At 69.3% G+C, this 16,115-nt stretch carries 12 protein-coding genes and 1 pseudogene; 9 read left to right on the top strand and 4 right to left on the bottom strand.

Annotated features, from left to right (window positions below; translation table 11 throughout):
- Positions 1-3: 3 nt before the first annotated feature.
- Both ACIBK9_RS28450 and ACIBK9_RS28445 read right to left on the bottom strand, forming a co-directional pair.
- Positions 4-546, bottom strand: a pseudogene (locus ACIBK9_RS28450) (IS5 family transposase); the annotation flags it as partial.
- Positions 547-1,294: 748 nt separating this feature from the next.
- Entirely contained in the window at positions 1,295-2,185 is an 891-nt protein-coding gene (locus ACIBK9_RS28445) for a LysR family transcriptional regulator (protein ID WP_397161984.1), read from the bottom strand.
- 128 nt (positions 2,186-2,313) lie between these two features.
- Between ACIBK9_RS28445 and ACIBK9_RS28440 the strand changes: the two genes are divergently transcribed.
- The 3 genes from ACIBK9_RS28440 to ACIBK9_RS28430 all read left to right on the top strand — a co-directional run bounded on the left by ACIBK9_RS28440 (position 2,314) and on the right by ACIBK9_RS28430 (position 5,195).
- Complete coding sequence (locus ACIBK9_RS28440) at positions 2,314-2,760, top strand: carboxymuconolactone decarboxylase family protein (RefSeq protein ID WP_397161983.1); 447 nt, start codon at positions 2,314-2,316, stop codon at positions 2,758-2,760.
- 69 nt (positions 2,761-2,829) lie between these two features.
- Positions 2,830-4,278 carry an MFS transporter gene (locus ACIBK9_RS28435; RefSeq protein ID WP_397161982.1) on the top strand — a complete coding sequence of 483 codons (1,449 nt, stop codon included), beginning with the start codon at positions 2,830-2,832 and terminating at the stop codon, positions 4,276-4,278.
- 32 nt (positions 4,279-4,310) lie between these two features.
- On the top strand, positions 4,311-5,195 hold the full coding sequence (locus ACIBK9_RS28430; protein ID WP_397161981.1) for an NAD(P)-dependent oxidoreductase: 885 nt from the start codon (positions 4,311-4,313) through the stop codon (positions 5,193-5,195).
- A 106-nt stretch (positions 5,196-5,301) separates the two neighbouring features.
- Here the strand turns inward: ACIBK9_RS28430 and ACIBK9_RS28425 are convergent, their stop codons facing one another.
- Positions 5,302-5,751: an SDR family NAD(P)-dependent oxidoreductase gene (locus tag ACIBK9_RS28425; RefSeq protein WP_397161980.1), complete on the bottom strand. Its 450-nt coding sequence runs from the start codon at positions 5,749-5,751 to the stop codon at positions 5,302-5,304.
- A 211-nt stretch (positions 5,752-5,962) separates the two neighbouring features.
- Between ACIBK9_RS28425 and ACIBK9_RS28420 the strand changes: the two genes are divergently transcribed.
- The 3 genes from ACIBK9_RS28420 (at position 5,963) to ACIBK9_RS28410 (ending at position 9,869) form a co-directional block, all read left to right on the top strand.
- On the top strand, positions 5,963-6,805 hold the full coding sequence (locus tag ACIBK9_RS28420; RefSeq protein WP_397161979.1) for a helix-turn-helix transcriptional regulator: 843 nt from the start codon (positions 5,963-5,965) through the stop codon (positions 6,803-6,805).
- A gap of 585 nt (positions 6,806-7,390) precedes the next feature.
- Positions 7,391-8,611 (top strand): FxsB family cyclophane-forming radical SAM/SPASM peptide maturase, encoded by a 1,221-nt coding sequence (locus ACIBK9_RS28415; protein ID WP_397161978.1) that lies wholly within the window; start codon positions 7,391-7,393, stop codon positions 8,609-8,611.
- Between the two features lie 10 nt (positions 8,612-8,621).
- Positions 8,622-9,869, top strand: coding sequence for an aKG-HExxH-type peptide beta-hydroxylase (locus ACIBK9_RS28410; RefSeq protein WP_397161977.1), 1,248 nt, complete (start codon positions 8,622-8,624; stop codon positions 9,867-9,869).
- On the opposite strand, the gene fxsT is transcribed toward ACIBK9_RS28410, so the two are convergent.
- Positions 9,823-12,261 carry an FxSxx-COOH system tetratricopeptide repeat protein gene (gene fxsT, locus ACIBK9_RS28405; RefSeq protein WP_397161976.1) on the bottom strand — a complete coding sequence of 813 codons (2,439 nt, stop codon included), beginning with the start codon at positions 12,259-12,261 and terminating at the stop codon, positions 9,823-9,825. The genes ACIBK9_RS28410 and fxsT overlap by 47 nt on opposite strands.
- 238 nt (positions 12,262-12,499) lie before the next feature.
- Here fxsT and fxsA point away from each other — a divergent pair, with 238 nt between their 5' ends.
- The 3 genes from fxsA (at position 12,500) to ACIBK9_RS28390 (ending at position 16,115) form a co-directional block, all read left to right on the top strand.
- Positions 12,500-12,655 carry an FxSxx-COOH cyclophane-containing RiPP peptide gene (fxsA, locus tag ACIBK9_RS28400; protein ID WP_358300759.1) on the top strand — a complete coding sequence of 52 codons (156 nt, stop codon included), beginning with the start codon at positions 12,500-12,502 and terminating at the stop codon, positions 12,653-12,655.
- Positions 12,656-12,741: 86 nt separating this feature from the next.
- On the top strand, positions 12,742-14,694 hold the full coding sequence (locus ACIBK9_RS28395) for a tetratricopeptide repeat protein (protein WP_397161975.1): 1,953 nt from the start codon (positions 12,742-12,744) through the stop codon (positions 14,692-14,694).
- A gap of 152 nt (positions 14,695-14,846) precedes the next feature.
- Positions 14,847-16,115, top strand: a complete 1,269-nt coding sequence (locus ACIBK9_RS28390) for an MFS transporter (RefSeq protein WP_397161974.1) — start codon at positions 14,847-14,849, stop codon at positions 16,113-16,115.

The following is a 16,115-nucleotide window of genomic DNA, read 5'->3' as shown; positions in this document are numbered from 1 at the left end:
GCAGCGGATTCGCAAGCGTCGGAAGGCGTGCAGCAGGGCGAAGGTCTGTTCGACGACCCGGCTTGCCCGGGCCGGAGCCGTGCTCGGTGCCACGGCGGGCGATCAGCGGGCGAATCTGCAGCTCGCGGACCAGGCGGCGGTACTTGTCGTGGTCGTAGCCGCGGTCGGCGACCACCACGTCGTGGCGCTGACGCGGCCGGCCACGCTTGACGCGCACCTTCGGGATCGCACGCATCCAGCAGCGGGCGCGGCTGGGTGACAAGATTGCGGTTGGCGCCGGTCAGGATGATCGCGAGGGGGATGCCGGTAGCCTCGGTGATCAGGTGGTGCTTGCTGCCGGCTCGTCCTCGGTCGACCGGGGACGGGCCGGTCTGCTCCCCCTTGTAACGCTCTGATCTGCGAGGAGTCCACCGCGGCCCGGGAGAAGTCGAGCGCGTCGGCGGCCCGTGGCCGATCCAGCAGTACCTCGTGCAGCCGCTGCCACACCCCGGAGGCGTTCCACTCGGTCAGACGTCGCCAGCACGTCATGCCCGAGCCATAGCCGAGCTCTTGTGCCGCTCGAATATTGAGTTGCGTGGTCTGAGCTGCGGTTAGGCAGCGTGGTGGTATTCGTTGATCGTGCCTGTGACGGTCACTGCAGTCGTTGTCGCGCTGACAGGGTCGGCGCAGGTCGCGGACGAGGCGGCCCATGACGGAGTGGCCCCTGCCGTCGTCGAACGAGTCCGAGCCGATCAGTGCCGCCGAGCCGGTCTCGTCGGCATGCACCAGGTCGATGATGTGCGTCGGGCCCGACGTCGGATCAGGGGTGGAACGCAGCGGCGCTGCTTGGTCCAGGCCTTGATGGGCCCGTTGCTGGTTGTAGAAGTGTTCGTACTCGCGCAGGGCGTGCCGCAGGTAGCGTTTGTTTCAAACGAGGCAGCGGTCGAGAAGCTCGGGACGGCATGACTGCACCCGCCGCTCCATGATCGAGTTCGTTCGCGGCACCTGAACACCGGTGAGCGCCGTCGTGATGCCGCCCTCGGCGAGGAACCCGTGAGTACTACCCATCTCGGTCTCGGAGCGTGAAGCGCGCCCGACAGCTCGCGCTCGGTTGAGCGGTGGTGTCGAGCACCGACACGCCTGGTGGCGTGCTCGGTCACCGCCACGATGCACTGGACGCTGCCCGTACGCCCTTCCCAGCACAAGCGACGTAAGGGACATCAAACTGCGTAACGCCCTCTGGGGACGCTGACCGCCGACGTCGGCGCCCGGGTTCGGCGCGCCTGACGACATGTGCGCTTGCTGAGCAAGTGACTCAGGCCTTGGGGGCGTGCTTCTCCACTGCCACCCTGGCGAAGGCCAGGGCCTTGGCGGAGACGCTCGCCGTACGCCATATCAGCGCGTACTCGAACGGCCCGACGTCGTGGAACGGGACGTAGACCAGGTTGGGCCGTGGGTAGTAACGGGTGCCCTGGGCGGCGGCGATCGTGACGCCCTCGCCCGCCGCGACGAGGGCGAGCAGTTCCTGCCAGTACTTCGTGGTGGTCGAGTGATGGATGGGCCGCCCGGCCGGGGTGCGATCAGGCATGTGACGCGCCTGGAAATAGCCCGGCAGGCCGTCGATGAGCCGCAGGTTCTCACCTCCGAGATCCTCGATGGAGATCGACGTACGGCCGGCCAGGCGGTGCGAGGCGGAGACGGCGAGCATGGTCCGGTCGCGCACGAGCACCGGGCCCACGGTCAGATCGGGCTCGTCCACGGGCAGTTCGATCACCTGCAGGTCCAGCTCGCCCCGTCGCAGCGCGCTGTACCTGTCTGACAGGTGGACTTCGCGGATCTGCACCTCACACCGCGGATGCGAGGCTCGGAACGCCTCGACCACGGTCATGACCCGCTCGCTGGCCAGCGGGCTGGAGAAGCCCACGCGCAGCACCTCGCCGGTGCCGCGCGCGGTGTTCGACGCCTTGGCCACGGCTTCGAGAATCCCGTGGCAGTGCGGACCGAGGTCTTCGCGCAGTTGCCTGCCCAAGGGGGTCAGGGCCACCCGGCGGCTGGTGCGCTCGAACAGCGGGCCGCCGACCCGGCGTTCCAGCGCCTGGGTCATCTGGCTGACCCGGGCGCGTGACACGTGCAGGCGGTCGGCCGTGCGGCCGAAATGCAGCTCTTCGGCCAGTACCAGGAACGTCTCCAGCTCCTGCCAGTTCACCGGCACCCCCTTTCGGTAAGGGCACCTTACCGAGCGGTGAGAACTTTGCCGTTGTTCGTGACCATCTGCCGGATTCACACTGCTTCAGGCAGACGACCACCGACCGCGACGAAGGGCTGAACCACACGATGACCAGGCAGCGCATCGAACTGGCGGCAGCGTCGCCACGAGCCGTCAGCCTGATCACCGATCTGGAGGACGTGCTGCGGCGCGAGGGGTTGTGCGACGACCGGTTGCGCGAACTGGCGCGCATCCGGGTCGCCCAGCTCAACGGCTGCGCGTACTTCCTGGCCCTGCGTTCCGCGGAGGCGATCCGCCTGGGCGAGCGGCAGGAGCGGCTCAACGAGCTGGCGGGCTGGCGCGACTCGCGCCGGTTCACCGACTCGGAGCGTGCCGCCCTGGCTCTCGCCGAAACGATGACCAGGCTTCCGGCCGACGGCGTGCCCGACGACGTGTACGGCGCGGCGGAGAACCTGCTCGGTCCCCACAATCTCGCGAATCTGATCATGGCCGTGTCCGTCGCGAACGCGCTCGATCGCATGTGCCTGACCGCGAAGATCTCCCCTCCCCACTAGGTCTCACCAGGCCTGACATCCCCACGGGGCGGCTTCGCGCTGCCCTGATGCATCCCAGAAGAGGAAAAGATGACACCTCGCGAACCCCTGGAAGCCCCCGACCCTCGGAGATGGCTGGCGCTGACCCTCTTGGTGGCGTCCTTCTTCATGGTCATCGTCGACTCCCAGATCGTCATGCTGGCCCTGCCCTCCATCGAGAGCGAACTCGGCTTCTCCCCGGGCGGCGTCCAGTGGGTGATGAGCGCGTACCTGCTGAGCTTCGGCGGCCTGCTGATGTTCGGCGGGCGCACCGCCGACCTGCTCGGCGGCCGCCGGATGTTCCTGTTCGGCACCGCCCTGTTCGGCCTCGCCTCAGTGCTGTGCGGCCTGGCCTGGAACGACTCGGTGCTGATCACTGCCAGGGTCGTCCAGGGCGTCGCCGCCGCGATCATGACACCGACCGCGATGGCGGTGCTCATGCACACCTTCGCCGAGGGGCCCGAGCGCAACAAGGCGCTGGGCATCTGGACCGGCGTCGGCGCCTTCGGCGCGACCGCGGCGCTGCTCATCGGCGGCCCGATCACCGACGGGCTCGGCTGGGAGTGGATCTTCTACATCAACGTCCCGGTCGTCGTGGCGGTCCTGGTCCTCGGGCCCCGTCTGCTCAAGACGACGCCGGTCCAGGACGGCCGCCGCCGCTTCGACCCGGCGGGCGCGGTGACCATCACCGCCGCCATCGCCCTGCTGGTCTACGCCGTCTCCGAGGCGCCGCTGGTCGGCTGGGGCGGCGGCCGGACCATCGGCATGCTCATCGGCGCGGCCGTACTGTTCGTGATCTTCACCGTGATCGAGAACCGGTCGCAGGCCCCGCTGGTGCCGCTGCGGATCTTCCGCTCACCGACCGTGGTCGGCGGCAACATCCTGATGCTCATCGTCGCCATGACGGTGTACGGCGGGGCGCTCATCACGTCGCTCTACGCCCAGCAGGTCCTCGGCTACAGCGCGGTGAAGTTCGGGCTCAGCACCGCGATCTACGCGGTCATGTCGATCATCGGCGCGAACGTCAGCGCCCGGCTGGTCGCCAAGGTCGGCTACAAGCCCATCGCGATCGCAGGCATGACGCTGCTGGCCGGCGGCCTGCTGCTGCTGACCCGGATCGACGCCGACGGCGGCTACTGGAGCGACCTGTTCTTCGGCCTGGTCGTCTTCGGCTCCGGAATCGGCAGCACCAACGTCGCAGCCTCCATCGCCTCGCTCACCGGCGCCAAGCCCGAGGAGTCCGGCCTGGTCTCCGGCATCAACAACGCCGTCTTCCAGATCGGAGCCGCGCTCGGCATCGCGATCGCCTCGTCGGTCGCCTTCGCCTCCACGACGGGCGCCGACGCCGAGGGCCTGAACGACGGGTTCCAGGCGGGCTTCCTGGCCACCGCCGTCTTCGCGCTGGCCGGGCTCGCGACGGCGCTGCTCCTGCTGCTGCACCGGGACAGGAAGACGTCCGCACAGAGCACCGGCAAGCACTCGGTGCCCGTTCACCACTGACCCGACCACCACACATCACCAAGGAGCACGCAATGACAGACGACAACGTGACCGTCATCGGGCTGGGCTCGATGGGTACGGCCATCGCCGAGGCGTTCATCAGGGCGGGACACCCCACGACGGTGTGGAACCGTACGTCGCACAAGGCCGCACTCCTCGCCGCCAGGGGCGCGATCCACGCGGAGGCGATCGAGGACGCCGTGGCCGCGAGCCCGTTGATCATCACCTGCCTCACCACGTACGAAGACACCCGGCAGATCCTGCAGCCGGTCGCCGCCGCCCTGTCGGGGCGCACCCTGATCACCCTGAACAGCGGGTCCCCGGCCGGCGCCAGGGAGACGGCCGCCTGGGCCGGCTCCCACGGGGCCCGCTACCTCGACGGCGCGGTCAAGAACGTGCCCGCAGCCGTGGGGGCGCCGGACACCCTGATCTACTACAGCGGGGACAAGGCCGTCTTCGACGCCTGCGAGCCGACGCTGACGACACTGGGCGGCGACACCGTCCACCTGGGCGACGAGGTCGACCTGGCCGCCCTGTACGAGATGGCGGTGGGCGCCCTCCTGCTGCCCGCGCTCGTCGGCTTCTTCCAGGGCGCCGCCGCCCTCCGGGCGCGCGGGCTGGACGCGGGCAGCATGGTGCGCTTCACCGGCAAGTGGCTGGACATGATCAAGTCCCTGCTTCCGGTGTACGCCAGGGAGATCGACAGTGGTGACTACAGCGACGCCGCCTCCTCCGTGAACCTGTTCCTGGCCGGAGCGGCCCACGACGAAGACCTCGCGCGGGAGACGAACGTCGACGTGGCATGGCTCGGCCCGCTGAACGACCTGCTGAGGCGAGCCGCCGAGGCCGGCCACGGCGACCACAGCATCTCAGCTCTCACCGAGGTGCTCGGCAGGCCGGCCTCACCCTCCGGCTGAGGAGGGGAGGGGCGCCGCATCCACTCCCTCGTGCAGTCGTGGCCGCCCACGGGAGTTTTTCGTCCGAACGAGTGCCGTCGCGACAAGCCGGTCTCGGCGGAGGCGGTCAGCTGGGCTGGCCGGTAGGCATGATGGTGACCTGCTGGAGGTTCGCCCGCGGTGGCAGACTCGCGATGAAACCGACGGTCTGCGCGACATCCTGCGGCGTGAGCCACTCCATCGTCTCCTTGGAGCCCTCCAGCCACGCCCGCGCGCCCTCGTCGGTGACGTGACTCTGCAGCTCGGTGCCGACGATCCCCGGCTCGATCGCCGAGACCCGCACGTTCTTGGCCCCCAGTTCGGCCGCGACCCGTTCGGCGGCGGCCCGTGCCGCCGCCGCGTCGGTGACGTCGGCCGCCAGTGCCGAAGCCTGGCCGCCGGCCTTACCGATCCGGACGACGAGGTCGTCCAACCGTTCCGCACGCCGCGCCACGACGACCACACGTGCGCCCAGTGCGGCCAGTCGCTCGGCCGAGGCCTCGCCGATCCCGCTGGACGCGCCGGTGACGACGGCCACTCGGCCGGCGAGAGGGGTTGCTGCGTTCATGGTGCAAGCCTTCCGAGTCATCCGCGGCCCATCGCCGCGCTCCCTCACCAGCACACCAGTCCACGTCCCCCTCTCGGGGTGCCCGAACGGGCCCTGCCCGGGCAGGTATCCGCGAGGCAGGTACTGGCAGGGCCACCTCCGTCCACCTGGCCACTCGCCCGGCTCCCGCACACTGGAGGACATGGACCGCAGTCGCGAACTCGCCGACTTCCTGCGCTCACGCCGTGCCCGGATCACCCCGGACCAGGCCGGGCTGCCCGCCGACGGCCGCGCGCGTCGCGTGTCCGGCCTGCGCCGCGGCGAGGTCGCCAGGCTGGCCGGGGTCAGCACCGAGTACTACACCCGGCTCGAACAGGGCCGCGCCGGTCACCCCTCGCCCGAGGTCGTCGAGGCGCTCGCGCGGGCCCTTCAGCTCGACCCCGCCGAACGCGAGCATCTCACCGACCTGCTGGCTCGCCCTGCCCGCCACGCCCCCGTCAGCCCCCAGAGGGTCAGGCCCGGCCTCCACCTGATGCTCCAGACCCTCCATGACGTGCCCGCCTTCGTCCTCGGCCGCCGTACGGACGTCCTGGCCGCCAACCGCCTGGCCCGCGAGGTGCTGACCGATTTCGAGGCCCTTGCCGTGCCTCAGCGCAACCTGGCCCGCTACTACCTGCTCGACCCCGAAGCCCGAATCCGTACCGGCGACTGGGAACGCGTCGCCGCGGAGACCGTCGCCATGCTCCGCCTGGAAGCCGGTCGCCATCCCCAGGATCGCCGGCTCGCTGACCTCGTCGGCGAGCTCACCCTGCGCTCGCCGGAGTTCAGCTCCTGGTGGAACGACCACCGCGTGCTGCGCCGCACGCACGGCACCAAGCACTACCGCCATCCCCTCGTCGGCGAGCTGCACTTCCACTACGAGTCCTTCCAGCCTCCGGGCGACCCCGACCGGACCTTGTGCGTCTACAACGTCGAGCCGGGCTCCCCGACCGCGCAGGCGCTCCGGCTCCTCAGCAGCTGGGTGGCGCCCACCGCCGCACCTTGACGGAGCCGCCCGATCAGACGGGCCACCATGCAGAGATCGAAGACGGCGTTCGCCGCGCTCGGTGCGCGCTCGTACGCTCCGTCACGCGTCGTCAAGGCGCGCAAGCGAGACCAGACGATCCACGAGTTGACCTGCTCTTTTGCGTGATCGCCTCGGTTGCCCCGTAGGCAGCGGGAGGCGGTCCGAAGCAGCTCTGCGCCACTCCTCACGGAACGTACGCGGCATGCTCGCCGCGACGTTCTCCCAAGGTCGGCGCGGTAGTTCGGAAGCCCGGAACGGCGAAGGACCCCGAGGCGTCCCGGGGTCCTGCCGTAGCCCCGGAGTCACGCCGCGAGCACTTCCAGGAACACGCGGATCGGCCGGCGCCGGCAGCTCGCGTACGCCACGCGAAGCCTTCGCAGAGTCATGACCTGGATGGACGTGATTATCGGCAGGCGCAATGACACCAGGACCTCGCATTTCATTGATTGGCGTGGCCGGTGTGCCATTCGAGCAGTAAAGCGATCACGGCCCAGCGCCGCCGGGCCGTGACGGAGCCTCCCCCATTTGCCCTGGGTCGTCTAGAATTGGCAGCGTTGAAGCGGGGTGGTCTCTAGGTTGACATCTAACGCAGAGAATCAATCATGGGAGTGGCCTTCAGCGCTCGATGTCGACGAACTGCTTCGTGGCGGGTGGCGGGCGCGACCTTTCCGGCAATTCCTTCTTAAAGTCCATAGCCGCTGCAATTTGGCGTGCGACTACTGCTATGTCTACACCCTGGCCGATCAGAGCTGGCGGGGGCGGCCGATGGTGATGGACCCTCAACTGGTCTCCATCGCCGCCCAGCGTATCGCCGAGCACGCGGCTGATCATGATTTGCCGTCGGTGCGAGTGGTTCTGCACGGAGGGGAGCCGTTGCTGGCGGGTCACGAGTACCTCGCGAAGATCGTGGAGTTGGTGCGGTCCGAGGTGGGGCCGGGGCTGCGGGTCGAGGCGGTGCTGCAGACGAACGCGGTGTTGCTGGACGAAGCGGCGCTGTCGTCGTTCGACGCGATGGACGTCCGGGTGGGAGTGAGTCTCGACGGCGGTCCCAGGGAGAACGACCGCAATCGGCGGTTCGCCGACGGGCGGGGGAGCTACCCGGCGGTGATGCAGGGGCTGACACGGCTCACCAGCGAGAGGTTTCGTCACCTGTTCAGCGGGCTGTTGTGCACGGTCGATCTGCTCAATGATCCCGTCGAGACCTATGAGGCGCTGAGCGCTTTCGATCCGCCGACCATGGACTTCCTGTTGCCGCACGCGACCTGGGACACGCCGCCGCCGGGATGGAGGAAGCCGGCTACGGCGTACGCCGACTGGCTCATTCCGATCTTCGACCATTGGTACGAAAGCGGCAGCGACAGCGTGATACGGATATTTCAGGAAATCGTGAGTCTGTTGCTCGGCGGCGGCTCGGCCAGCGAATCCGTGGGCCTGACGCCGTCCACGGTCGTCGTGATCGAGACGGACGGCACCATCGAGCAGACGGACTCCCTCAAGGCGGTACGGCAGGGCGCCCCCATGACCGGCTTGAACATCGTGGACCATTCCTTCGACGAGGCGCTCCGACATCCCGGCATGGTGGCGCGCCAGCTCGGTTGGGAAGCGTTGAGCGACACGTGCAAGGCATGCAAATTCGGGCGAGTGTGCGGCGGCGGGCTCTACACGCATCGTTACCGCTCGGACGACGGCTTCAAGAACCCGTCAGTCTATTGCGATGATCTGTATCGATTGATCGATCACATTCGTGAACGCCTCGTCGCCGACCTGCGCGGGTCGGTTCACTGAGGGGAGCGACATGCGGCTCGACTCGTACACCGTCCCTCAAGATCTTCTTGACCGGCTGGCGCGAGGGGGAGGTGGCGCGGAGGCAGCCCGATTCCTGGCCGAGACGCAGTACAGCAAGCATCTGCTGCTCCTCAGAGGGGTGGCGGAGGAAGGGCGGGCGGAAGCTGCCTATGACCGGCTCGCCGAGATCGCCGCACAGGCTCCTGAAGCGGTCAGGTACGTGATCGGCTATCCAGCGGTCGGTGCGTGGGCCAAGAGCACTCTGCGGGCGTTGATCACTGGACGGGCGGATCCGCTGGCCGTGGCGCAGCTCGGTGCGGTCGCCGCGGCGGCCGCCTGCCGGGCCGGGCTGCGGCTGCGGGTCCAGGTTCCCGCGCCGGGCGGGGTGATCACGTTGCCCTCGCTGGGGCAGCTCGCCCTGCCGACGGACGAGGACCAGCTCGTCGAGCTGGAAACCGACACGTCCAGATGCACTCCGCTCCATCGGATCCGCTCGGCCGACGGCGCGATCGAGCTGGTCGTCGACGATCTGGATCCGCATCGCTGGCCAGGTCCCACAGTGATCGACGGCCGCCTGCCGCCTGACGACCTGCGGCGCTGGCGGAGTCACGTCGCCGCCGCCTGGGAGCTCCTGGACAAACATCATTGGACGACCGCCGCTGAGCTGCGCGCGATCGCCCGGGTGCTCACCCCCATCAAGGCGGCCCAGAGCGGCCGGGACAGCGCGACGTCCCGCGTCACCTTCGGCACGGTGGCGATGTCGACTCCGCCCGATCACATCTGGCTCGCGTCGACGTTCGCGCACGAGCTCCAGCACGCCAAGCTCAACGCCGTACTCGACCTGGTGGAGCTGACGCTTCCGGACGAGCGGCGCTACTACGCGCCCTGGCGCGGTGATCCACGCCCGCTGTCCGGTCTGCTGCACGGCGCGTACGCACACCTCGGCCTGGCCGGATTCTGGCGCCGTCAGCGCGACTCCGAGCGCGGACTGCGTCCCCACATCGAGTTCGCACGCTGGCGCGCAGCCGCGCTGGAGGTGACGGGGACCCTGCTCGACAGCGGCAAGCTGACGCCGGTCGGCGAACGGTTCACCGGACTGCTCCGCCGTACCCTGTCGTCCTGGATGAAGGATCCGGTGCCGCCCGCCGCCGCGGAGGCGGCGGCGCGGGAGGCGGACGAGCACAGAGCGGCCTGGCTCGCCAGGAACGGCGTCACAGGGACAGCGGATCGAAGTCCCAGTCGATCCGCTCGCCCTTGAGCGCTCGGACCATGTCGGGCGTGGAAGTGCGAGAGATGCGCCGGAGGTTGTTCACGATCTCCGTTCGCAGCGCGGCCGCCTCCTCGTCGGCTCCGGTGTCGCTCAGGTCGATGGCGAGGTTGACGGCGCCGAAGGTGGTGAGGAAGTGCTCCTTGCCGAAGAACCCGCGCAGCCGCGCCAGGCTCTCCTCGCCCAGGCGGCGAGCGGTGTGGCTGTCGCCCAGCGCGGCGTAGTCGGAGGCCAGGTTGACGGCCGCCATGAGCGTGTACTCGTGCTCGGCGCCGAGGCGGGCGAGCAGGCCCTCGTAGGCTTCGGAGTTCTCCTCCCGGGCGCGTTCGGGGTCACCGCGAAGCCGGTGGAGCAGCGCGAGGTCGGCGCGGCAGCCGTAGGTGAACGGGTGTCGCGGGCCGTAGATCGTGTGATACCTCGGCAGAGTGTCCTTGACGAGCGCCATCGCCTCGTCCAGGTTGCCGGCCTCGCGCAGGCTGTTGGACAGCGCGATCGCGGTGGCCATGGTGTCGGGGTTGTCCCGGCCGAAGAGCTTTTCCAGGCGGCTGAGCGTTTCCTTGGCCAGTTCCAGCGACGCGGTGATGTCACCGGCGCCACGCCTGGCGATGGAGAGGTCCTTGGCCGTCTTGATCACGATGGGATGTTCCGCGGTGAGCTCCCTGAGCCCGTAGGCGTAGACCTCCTCGCCCAGGTCGACGGCCTCCTCGTAGGCGCCGCAGAGCCGCAGCACCTGTGCCAGGCCGTTCCAGGCGTTCTGCACGTCCCACTTGCCGACGCCGTGGGTGGCGCCGCTCATCTCCAGGTAGGCCAGCTTGTGCAGGTCGCGCGCGGTGAAGTAGTCGCTGAGCAGCGCGTGGTCGAGCGCGAGGTTGTTGAGCAGGCGGAGAGTCACCGGATGGGTCGGGCCGAAGACACGCTCGAAGGCCGCCAGCGACTCCTTGTCCTGCTTCTGAGCGGCGGCGAAGTCGCCCAGCGCGCGTAGTGAGGCGCCGTAGGAGTTGGCCGCGCCGAGGGTCTCCTCGTGGTCGGGGCCGAGCACGCGCTGCATCAGCGCCAGCGTCTCCGCGTTGAGCAGGCGGGACTCGTCGAACTCGCCGAGCTGCCAGAGCACGTTGGCCAGATGGCGGCGGATCCGCAGCACGTCGGGGCTCTCCGGGCCCGAGGCGGCCGTCCAGGTGTCGCGGAGATGCTCGGCGAAGGTCCTGGCCGACCGGTAGTCGCCCACTCGGTAGAGGAAGCGGACGAGCGTGATGCAGAAGTTGCGGGGATCCGCCTCGGCGCAGTCCGCGAGGCCGGACGGCTCGAAATGGGGCAGCAGCTCGCGGAAGGCCGCCCACCTGGTGGTGTCCTCCGGGTCGACGGGCGCGCCACCGGCCAGCAGCAGGTGGACTTCGTGCCGGATCTCGCCGCGTTCCCGCTCGTCGACCGAGTCGCGCAGCAGCGCCTGGATGAGGCGGTGCACCTGGACGGTGCCGGCGGCGGACTCGACCTTGAGCAGGGCGAACCGGTTGAGCTCGCCGAAGGCCCGGCTCAGCAGCAGCGGGTCGGACAGGATCGGGCCGATGCGCGCGGCGCCCTGGGTCTTGTTGCCGCGGCGGAACAGGTCGCGGGGGATCGGCTCGGGACCGAAGAAGGCCAGGCACCGCAGCACGGTGGCGGCCTCGGGCATGCGCTCCTCGATCGCCTGGACCGACAGTTGCCAGGCCGCGGTCATCGAGTGGGGATATTCGGTGGCCTTGCCCAGAGCGAGCAGCCGCCGTGTCTCTTCGCCCAGCGCTTCGAGGTACTCGTCGGTGGACAGGCCGGTCGTGAGCTGGAGCGCCGCCGCCTGCTCCAGCGCCAGGGGCAGGTCACCGAGAGCCTGCGCGAGGGCGTCGGCCTCGGCGTGGGGCATGTCGCGTTCGAGGCGCCTGCGGAGGAACTGGATGCTCTCGTTCCGCTCGAAGACGTCCACCGCCACGCTCTCGCTGGCCGCGCTCCAGCGGATGTTGCGGGAGGTGATCAGGACGTGCCCCGGCCCTCCGTCGGGGAGGAAGTCCTTGATCGCCTCGGGCTCGTCGGCGTTGTCGAAGATCAATAACCATTTGCTGTACGGCTCGCCGCGCTGGAGCGCCCTGCGCACCGAGGCCGCGGCCTCCTCGATGCCGACGGCGCTGGCGGGAGCGCAGTTGAGGTCGGCGGCCAGCCCCGCGAGAGCGGCGGGGACCAGGGCCGGCTGGTCGGCCGAGATCCACCAGACGAGCTCGTACGATCCCCGGAAGCGCCAGGCGAACTCCGTGACCAGCTGGGTCTTGCCGACCCCGCCGAGGCCGTGCAGGGCCTGCGGGACGGGCGTGTGCGCCACCACGGCTGCGGTGGTCGACAGATGCAGGCTCTCTCTCAACCGGTCCAGCAAATGCTCACGTCCGGTGAAATTTCGGTTACGGGCTGGGATTTTCCCCCAGATGTTCGGCATCCGAATCGGCCCGTACTCGTTGACCTGCTCGCTCACGTGGTCCTCCGGCCATGGTCCTCGTTGCTCACATCTTATAGATTGATTCCTGAAAAATACCGACGCAGAATCGTCTGAAGAAGCAAATTGCGCGGAGCTGGTTACGGCTGACCGAAAACCAGGAGAATGCATGGAAGAAGAGAGCACGATCGGCATCATCGACCTCGGCGTCATCGACCTCGATGCACTCAGGAACCTTCACTCTCCGGTGCTCAGGCGAGCCTACCTGCGGCTGGCCGAAGACCCGGATGACCTCACCGTCGCCGGCTGGAGCTCGGCCATATAGTCATATCGATTGCGACAATTCTCCATCTGCCATCGGATGGTGCCTGTATTCCTGGCAGAATCGCGGCAATGGGGCGAGGCACGGTGATGAGATCCAGCAGCAGCTCGGTCCCGGATGCATGGCCGTATGTCGGTACGCGCGCCTACGCCAGGGCGGACGACGCCCGCTTCGTCGGCCGTGAGACCGAGGCGGCCGAGGTGGCCGCTCGCTGGCGTGCTGATCCGATCACGATCGTGCACGGCCCTCGTGGCGTGGGGAAAAGCTCGCTGATCGCCGCCGGAGTGCTGCCCCTCCTCGATTCCTACAGCGCCGACGTGCTGCCGATCGGCAGGGTGTCACGGCGTTCCTCGGTGCCGGCCGCGCTCGCCGGCGGTGGCAGGAACCCGTTCGTGCTCGCACTGCTGTCGTCATGGGCTCCGCACGAGGCGCCGACGCACTTGTCCGGCCTGACGATCTCCGCCTTTCTGCGCACGCGACCCCTGCGGCTGGACGCCTCCGGCGCTCCGGTCCCGATCATGGCGGTCGTCGACCAGGTCGAGGAGTTGTTCACCGCCCATGACCGGCAGCGCCGGCACTGTGAGCAACTGGTCGAGCAGATCTTCGCCGTGCTCGACGGCGACCTGCCCTTCCATCTGCTGATCGCGGTCGACGACGATCATCTGGATGAGGTCGTCCGGCACAGCGGCGTGACCACGCCTCCCTACCGTCTGGGTCCACTTCGGCGCGAACAGGCCGTCGCCGCCTGCCGAAAACCCTTGGCGGAGCTGGGCCACACCTTCGCCCCCGGAGTCGCCGAGAGGCTGGTGGACGACCTGGCCGACGCGACCGGCCAGGTCGAGCCCCTCCTGCTGCAGATCGCCTGCACCGCACTGCTGAGCCCGCCCCGACCCGAGCTGATCGGCGACCTCGACGGCCCCGACGAGGCGATCGCCGCCTACTGCCGGCGGCAACTGGAAGAGGTCGCCGCCGACCACTTCCATGCCGACCCGGAAAAGCTCCGCACCCGACTGCGCGAGACCTTCGGCTCGCCGGAGGCCGCGACCTCGCCGGAGGCCGCGACCTCGCCGGAGGCCGTGACGGAGACAGCCGGTCTCCCGGCTCCCGTGCTGAAGGCTCTGGCGGACCGCTATGTGCTCGCGAGGGTGCCCGACGCTTCCGGCTGGCGAATCTGGCACGAACGATTGCTCCCCGCGTTGTTCCAAGGCGGCGCCCTTCCCGGCGGCGCGGTTCGCATCCGCCCGGACGAGCGCCTGCGCCTCGCGGAGTCCGCCGTGTTCGCGGGCGAGTTCGAGGTGGCCGCCCGGCACGGGAGGCTGGCGTTACGCGAAGCAGGGCACGACGGCCGGCTGTGCGCCGCGATCGAATCCCTGCTCGGCGACGTGGCCTACCTGCGAGACGACCTCGACGAAGCGGTGACCCACTACTGCAGGGCCACTCAGCTGTACGTCGCGCAGCCGGGTACGGACGTGCTCGCGGCGACCCTGCTCACCGCCACGGGCCGGGTTCTCCTCAGGCAGGGCAGGACCGACGAGGCCATCCGGAAGCTGCAGGCGGCCGCGCGGCGCAGCCCGGACGATTCCGCCATCCAGACGGAGCTGGCCTGGGCGCTGTGGTACGGCGGCCACGAGCGCACCGCCGTCGACGTGCTCGACGACGCGCTGATGAGAGAAGGGAACGCGCCGGAGGCGCTGCAGGCGCGTGGCGAGATCCTCTCCGACCTGCAACGGCCCGCCGGAGCGCTGCGTGACCTGGAGCGGGTGCGTCCGCTCCAGCAACCCTCGACCCGGGCCGCGTACGCCCTGGCCCTCGCATTGAGCGGCGACGTGCACATGGCGGTTCGGGCCATCCCGCCCATGGAGACGGTCCAGGACGGCTCCACGCTGCTGCGCGCCGCCCGCGTCATGGAGGCCGCCGGCAACCACGACGAGGCGGTACGGCTCGCCCGCCGGGCGCGGCAGAGCACGACCAGCCCGCTCCTTCCGCCACGGCTGGCCGCCGAGGCCGACCGGTTGAGCGTGACCGAGCCCCGCACTCGTTGACAGCCCCGCAGGTAATGTCCTGCACCGGGGAGTGCATCATTTAGTCTCTGACAATGCAGCCGCCGTCACCCCACCGCCGCGGATCACGGGACACTGTGCTCGAGCACAGGACGGCAGGAGTGGCGGTGGAGACCAGACAAGCTCCGAGTGGCTTGACCTCGCTGTTCGCCACCAATGCGGGCTTTCGCCGCTCCTGGACGGCATCGACGCTGTCGATGATGGGCACGCGCACGCTGAGCGTGGCCTACCCGCTGCTCGCCATCGCGCTCACCGGATCGCCCTCCTGGACCGGCTGGGTGGTGTGCGCCGCCACGCTGCCCGGCCTGCTGTGTTACCTGCCGGCGGGCACGGTCGTCGACCGGGTCGGCCCGAGGCTCGTCATGACCTGGTGCGAGCTGGCCAAGGGCCTGTTGATGGCCGTCACCTGCGGTGCGTTGCTCCTGGGCAGCCTGCAGATCGAGCATCTGCTCGTGGTGGCCTTCGCCGAGGGATGTCTGACGGTGTTCTCGTCCGTCGCGGAGATCGCGCTGGTCCCGGCGGTGGCCCGCCCGGCGGAGGTGGACACGGCGCTCGCCGTGCACGAGACCACCGTTCACGCCGTGGGCCTGACAGGGCGGTCGCTGGGAGGGGTGCTCTACGCGTACGGCCCGGCGATGACCTTCCTGGCGAACGCGGTGGCGTTCCTCTCCGCGGCGGCCACGCTGGCCCGCACGCCGGTGCGGCGGACCCCGGCCCGGCCGGTCAGGCTCTCGCTCATGGAGGAGATCCGCGTCGGGCTGAGGGAGATCTGGACGAACGACTTCCTGAGGTCCGCGACGATCCTGACCGCCCTGATCAACTTGGTCGTGCAGGCGCTGACCGTGGTGTTCGTGACCCATATGACGCAGACACGGGAGAGCCCGGCGTTGATCGGCGTCATCCTGGCGACCGCGGGGGTGGGCGGGGTGGTGGGGGCGCTCATCTCGCCGCAACGCCAGAGGATCGCCGGGAAGGTGCCGGCCTACCGGCTGGCCGAGATCATCGGCCTCACCCACCGCGGCCGATCGATGTTGCTCGTGCACACCTGGGTGTGCGCGGCGGCGCTGCTGCTGGCCGTGACCACCGCGCTCTCGCCCGGAGCCTTCGCGCTGGCACTGCTTATGATCGGCGTGGCGGGTGGGCTGAGCAACGTGACGATCCGTACGGTGATCAGCCGGGTGCCGGCTGACAAGCTGGCTCGGGTGGCAGGCGTCTCCCGGCTGGTCAGCTACGGCGGAGGGGCGCTCGGCCCGGTGCTCGCCGGGCTGCTCTACGCATGCGCGGACGTGTGGGTCACCACCACCACGTTGGCCGTCGCGATGGTCACGCTCGCTTTCGCCGCCACCATGATTCGGCCCTTCAGAAAAGGGCTTTCGCCCGGCTGGCCCCCGCAGAAAGCCTGA

Source organism: Nonomuraea sp. NPDC050227 (assembly GCF_044459705.1).
GTDB lineage: Bacteria > Actinomycetota > Actinomycetes > Streptosporangiales > Streptosporangiaceae > Nonomuraea.
The sequence above is the reverse complement of the archived record's forward strand: the minus strand, read 5'-3'. Positions and strand labels throughout refer to the sequence as shown.

Bases quoted from the DNA above. Each gene is read 5' to 3' on its own strand.
- ACIBK9_RS28440 (WP_397161983.1), top strand. From the start codon at position 2,314: ATGACCAGGCAGCGCATCGAACTGGCGGCAGCGTCGCCACGAGCCGTC.
- ACIBK9_RS28435 (WP_397161982.1), top strand. From the start codon at position 2,830: ATGACACCTCGCGAACCCCTGGAAGCCCCCGACCCTCGGAGATGGCTG.
- ACIBK9_RS28430 (WP_397161981.1), top strand. From the start codon at position 4,311: ATGACAGACGACAACGTGACCGTCATCGGGCTGGGCTCGATGGGTACG.
- ACIBK9_RS28420 (WP_397161979.1), top strand. From the start codon at position 5,963: ATGGACCGCAGTCGCGAACTCGCCGACTTCCTGCGCTCACGCCGTGCC.
- ACIBK9_RS28410 (WP_397161977.1), top strand. From the start codon at position 8,622: ATGCGGCTCGACTCGTACACCGTCCCTCAAGATCTTCTTGACCGGCTG.
- fxsA (WP_358300759.1), top strand. From the start codon at position 12,500: ATGGAAGAAGAGAGCACGATCGGCATCATCGACCTCGGCGTCATCGAC.
- ACIBK9_RS28395 (WP_397161975.1), top strand. From the start codon at position 12,742: ATGAGATCCAGCAGCAGCTCGGTCCCGGATGCATGGCCGTATGTCGGT.